This is a genomic window from Rhodococcus sp. ARP2 (assembly GCF_001029585.1).
Taxonomy (GTDB): Bacteria; Actinomycetota; Actinomycetes; order Mycobacteriales; family Mycobacteriaceae; genus Rhodococcus_F; species Rhodococcus_F erythropolis.
This window is the reverse complement of the sequence record NZ_LEKE01000014.1, coordinates 1-3983: the sequence shown is the minus strand read 5'-3', so window position 1 is coordinate 3983 and position 3983 is coordinate 1. Positions and strand designations below refer to the sequence as shown.

At 62.9% G+C, this 3983-nt stretch carries 2 protein-coding genes and 1 pseudogene; all 3 read right to left on the bottom strand.

Features of this window, described 5'->3' with window-relative positions; genetic code table 11:
- Positions 1 to 217 (bottom strand): annotated as a pseudogene (locus tag ABX74_RS02990) (hypothetical protein); the annotation flags it as partial.
- Positions 218 to 392: 175 nt separating this feature from the next.
- The gene (locus tag ABX74_RS02985) at positions 393 to 1694 is read right to left on the bottom strand and encodes a M1 family metallopeptidase (protein ID WP_047888186.1); all 1302 of its coding nucleotides are present in this window, start codon (positions 1692 to 1694) and stop codon (positions 393 to 395) included.
- Positions 1695 to 1705: 11 nt separating this feature from the next.
- Positions 1706 to 3983 (bottom strand): Pls/PosA family non-ribosomal peptide synthetase (locus tag ABX74_RS02980; protein ID WP_047888185.1); only part of this gene is annotated, 2278 nt, incomplete at its 5' end.

The following is a 3983-nucleotide window of genomic DNA, read 5'->3' as shown; positions in this document are numbered from 1 at the left end:
CGACAACGAGAACGGCGGCGAGTGCGAGTGCTGCAATAACCGCTACCAACGTCGGAGCGTCCGCGAGAGTGGCAGCTACGCCGCCGGCGCCGAAGCCGAAAAGTGCTGTGGCCAAAGTTGTCAGGCTCAGAAATGGCAGCCCGTCTGCGTGGCCGCCGCCCAGATCTGCAACCTCGCCGACGGCAAAGGCACCGATCAGGGCGACAACCCCGATCACGAAACATATTGTGAATACAACAAACATCGATCCCCCGATCTACCTGTCGAGGAAGCGTGCCCTGAGAATTGTGTTGTCGGGGTCGTCCCTCGGCCCACCTCTATAGTAAAGGTAAGACAAAGCTAATCGGCGCATTCGGAATGTTTCGGCGTGGTGCTACGGCTGGGGGAAAGCGTCAAAGCCGAGGTAGCGGGCGTTGATTCAGCCAAGCATCCCAGAGAGGGCGCAGTGGGGTGTCGGTGAAACGTGAAGCGAGATCGGTGAATTGCTCGGTGCTGACCGTGCTGTGCCGATGCTTCGTGGTCCACTGGCGGATCAGTTCGAAGAATTTCTCGTCTCCGAGAACGCCGCGCAGGGCGTGCAGAGTCAACGCGCCCCGCTTGTAGATTCGATCGTCGAACATCAGGGCAGGCCCGGGATTGGCGACGATCAAGTCCTGAGATTTACGCCCGAGCCCTTGATAGGCGTTGGTCGCGAGTTGGTTCGAGGATGGGCCACCGGAATTCTCGGACCAGATCCACTCCGCGTAACAGGCAAAGCCCTCGTGCAGCCAGATGTCGCACCACTGCCCGAGAGTGAGGCTGTTTCCGAACCATTGATGGGCAAGCTCGTGTGCGACAAGACGTTCGGAACCGCGCCTACCCGTGCAGTGGTTGGCTCCGAAGATCGAGAGTCCCTGCGCTTCGATGGGGATTTCGAGTTCGTCGTCGGTGACCACAGCGGTGTAGTCGGCAAAGGGATACGGGCCGAACAGCTTTCCGAAGACCTCCAGCATCTGGGGTTGGCGCCCGAAGTCGACGTCGAACGCTGCGCGCAGCCGAGGTGGGTGAACGGCGAAGACCGGTACCGGCCCGGCGCTCACTTGTCGGTGCTCGTACTGACCGATCTGAATCGTCGCCAGGTAGGTTGCCATCGGTTCGGTCTGCTCGTAGACCCACGTCGTCTGACTCGCACGGGTCTGCTTGCGGATCAGCTTGCCGTTGGCGAGGGCATAGAACGGGGAATCGGTGGTGATCGAGATGCGGTACGACGCTTTGGAAATCGGATGGTCGTCGCACGGGAACCAGGACGCCGCGCCGTTGGGCTGACTTGCAACCAAAGTTCCTTCGTCGAGTTCCTCCCAGCCGACTTCGCCCCACAGGCTCTTGATCGGCTCGGGGTTGCCGCTGTACGCGATGGTGACCGACAGGGCACCGCCCGCGGGGATCTTGGTAGACGGCGTGATGATCAGCTTGTTGTTCAAGTGCGCGTACTTGGTGCCGCGGGCACCGTTGACGGACACCTTGGACACCTGCAGGTTCTGCGCGAGGTCGAAGCTGAACTTGGATCGGCTCTCGGTGGTGACAGCGGTGATGACTGCCTTGCCGGCGAGACGGTTACTGAAGACCTTGTACGTCAGTTCCAGTTCGTACCGAGACACGCGGTAACCGCGGTTGCCGTTGTGTGGCAGGTACGGATCGAGCGGCTCTTCGAGCATTCTGTTCGGCTTCACGACGCCACCCACGGTGCAATCGGATTGCCCTGCCAGCGGGTGGAGGGCGGAACGGTGTCACCTCGCATCACCAGAGATGCAGGCCCTACCGTCGCTCCCGCGCCGATGCCGGCTGCGGGTAGCGCGACACAATGCGGTCCCAGCGTTGCTCCTGCTCCCAAGGTGACGGTGTCCATGGACATGATCCGATCATGGAAGAGATGAGTTTGCACGACGCACCCCCGTTCCACTGTCGCTCCGTCGCCCAAAGTCACAAGATCTGCCTCGGGTAGCCAGTACGACTCACACCAAACGCCCTTGCCGATCTTGGCCCCGAGCCCACGCAAGAAGATGTTGAGTACGGCAGTACCAGTCGCTGCGCGAGCGAACCACGGCGCCGCGACGGTTTCGACGAACGCGTCGGCTACCTCGTTGCGCCAGACGAACGAACTCCACAGCGGATGCTCGACCTTGGCGATGCGCCCGACGACGATCCACTTGGCGGCGATGGTGATCGCGCCAGCCACTGCTCCGGCGACGAGCAGAATTACGCCGCTCAACAGAGCCGCGAACCAGAATCCGACGGCGCCGACCAGTGCTTCGAGTGCAAACAGAACACCGAGACCGATGCCGAACGTGACCATCACGGGGATCAGTCGGCAGGTTTCGACCACTCCGCGGGCGATCTTGAGTCTCATCGGCGGATTGAACGTGCGGGCGGCGTCGGTGTCCCCGGCAGCCCTTCTCAGACGTACCGGTGGACTACCCAGCCACGATGATCCGGACTTGGCCTTGGACGGGGTGGCCGACAGAACCGCCACGAGACCGTTCTTGGGGACGCGTCGACCGGGTGCGGTCATACCGGAGTTGCCGAGGAACGCACGCTTGCCGATCTTCGCCTGTTCGATGTGCATCCAGCCGCCGCCGAGGCCGTAGCTCGCAACCATGGTGTCGTCGGCGAGGAATGCGCCGTCGGCGACCGTCGTGAACTTGGGAAGGAGGAGCACGGTGGATGCTTCGACGTTCTTGCCGATCTTGGCGCCGAGGAGGCGGAGCCATCCCGGCGTCAGCAGGCTCGCGTAGAGCGGGAAGAGGAAGGTTCTGGCCGAGTCGAGCAGGCGTTCGGTCGCCCACACCTGCCAGCCGATGCGGCTGCGGACAGGGTGGTAGCCGGGGGTCAGCCCGATCGAGAGAAGACGAACGGCCACCAGTGTGACGACTGCGAAGACGAGCAAACTCAGGATGGTCGCGACGGGAAGCATGATCAGCGATTGGAGCACTGCGCTCGCGAGCGTGTCGGTGTCGCGGATCCACCAACCGATCAAGGCGATTCCGGCCATCAGAGCGAAGATCGGCATACCGGCCAGGAAGACCGAGGTGACGCCGTATACCGGCACCCAGCCGGGTGCGCGCTTCGGATGTTCGGCCGGCCAAGGATGATTCGCTTTCCCGACCTTGGTGGCGGGGGAGCCGGCCCACTGCTGGTTTGCCTTCACTCGGCCGAACACCGCAGATCCGGGTTCGACGACGGCGTCCCGACCGATACGCGCGCCGGGCAGAAGCGTCGAGCGTGAACCGACGGAGGCGCCGTCACCGATCTTGATCTCGCCGATGTGAATGACGTCGCCGTCGATCCAGTGGCCGGAGAGGTCGACTTCGGGTTCGACGGAGCAGCCGTCACCGAGTTCGAGCATGCCGGTGATGGGAGGAAGTGTGTGGAGATCGACGCCGCTGCCGATGTCGGCGCCGAGGGCGCGGGCGTAATAGAGCATCCACGGTGCGCCCGAAAGGTTGGCTGCGCCACTGGCTTCGGTGAGTCGCAGCGCTATCCACAGACGCAGGTGTTCACTACCACCTCGCGGGTACGTTCCTGGTTCCAACTTGCGTAGGAGCAGGCGCGCCCCGACGACGGCGATGGTCATACGGCCGATCGGCGTGATGAACACGATGAACGCCAACAGGATCCACCACCACGAGACCGTGGGTGCCCAGCTGACGTCGACGAACCAGCCGAGGACGTTGTTCGCGATCGCCAGCCACGTCACCCACTGCAGTCCGGTGAGCGTCGTGAGTGGAACGGTGACGGCGATCTGTGCCAGCTGAGTTTTCAAGGGTGTTGGAGCGACGATGCGCGGCTCCACAGTTTCGGTGGGTGCCAATTCGTCGAGATATTCGGCGAGCGATCCCAACCGTGGATGGTCGTAGAGCTGTGCGACGGTCACTTCGGGGAACCGCTCGCGCAGGGCGGTCACCAACTGAGCAGCAGAGAGGGATCCGCCGCCCACTTCGAAGAAG

Excerpts from the sequence above, each read along its gene's own strand:
- ABX74_RS02985 (WP_047888186.1), bottom strand. The coding sequence starts at position 1,694 with ATGCTCGAAGAGCCGCTCGATCCGTACCTGCCACACAACGGCAACCGC.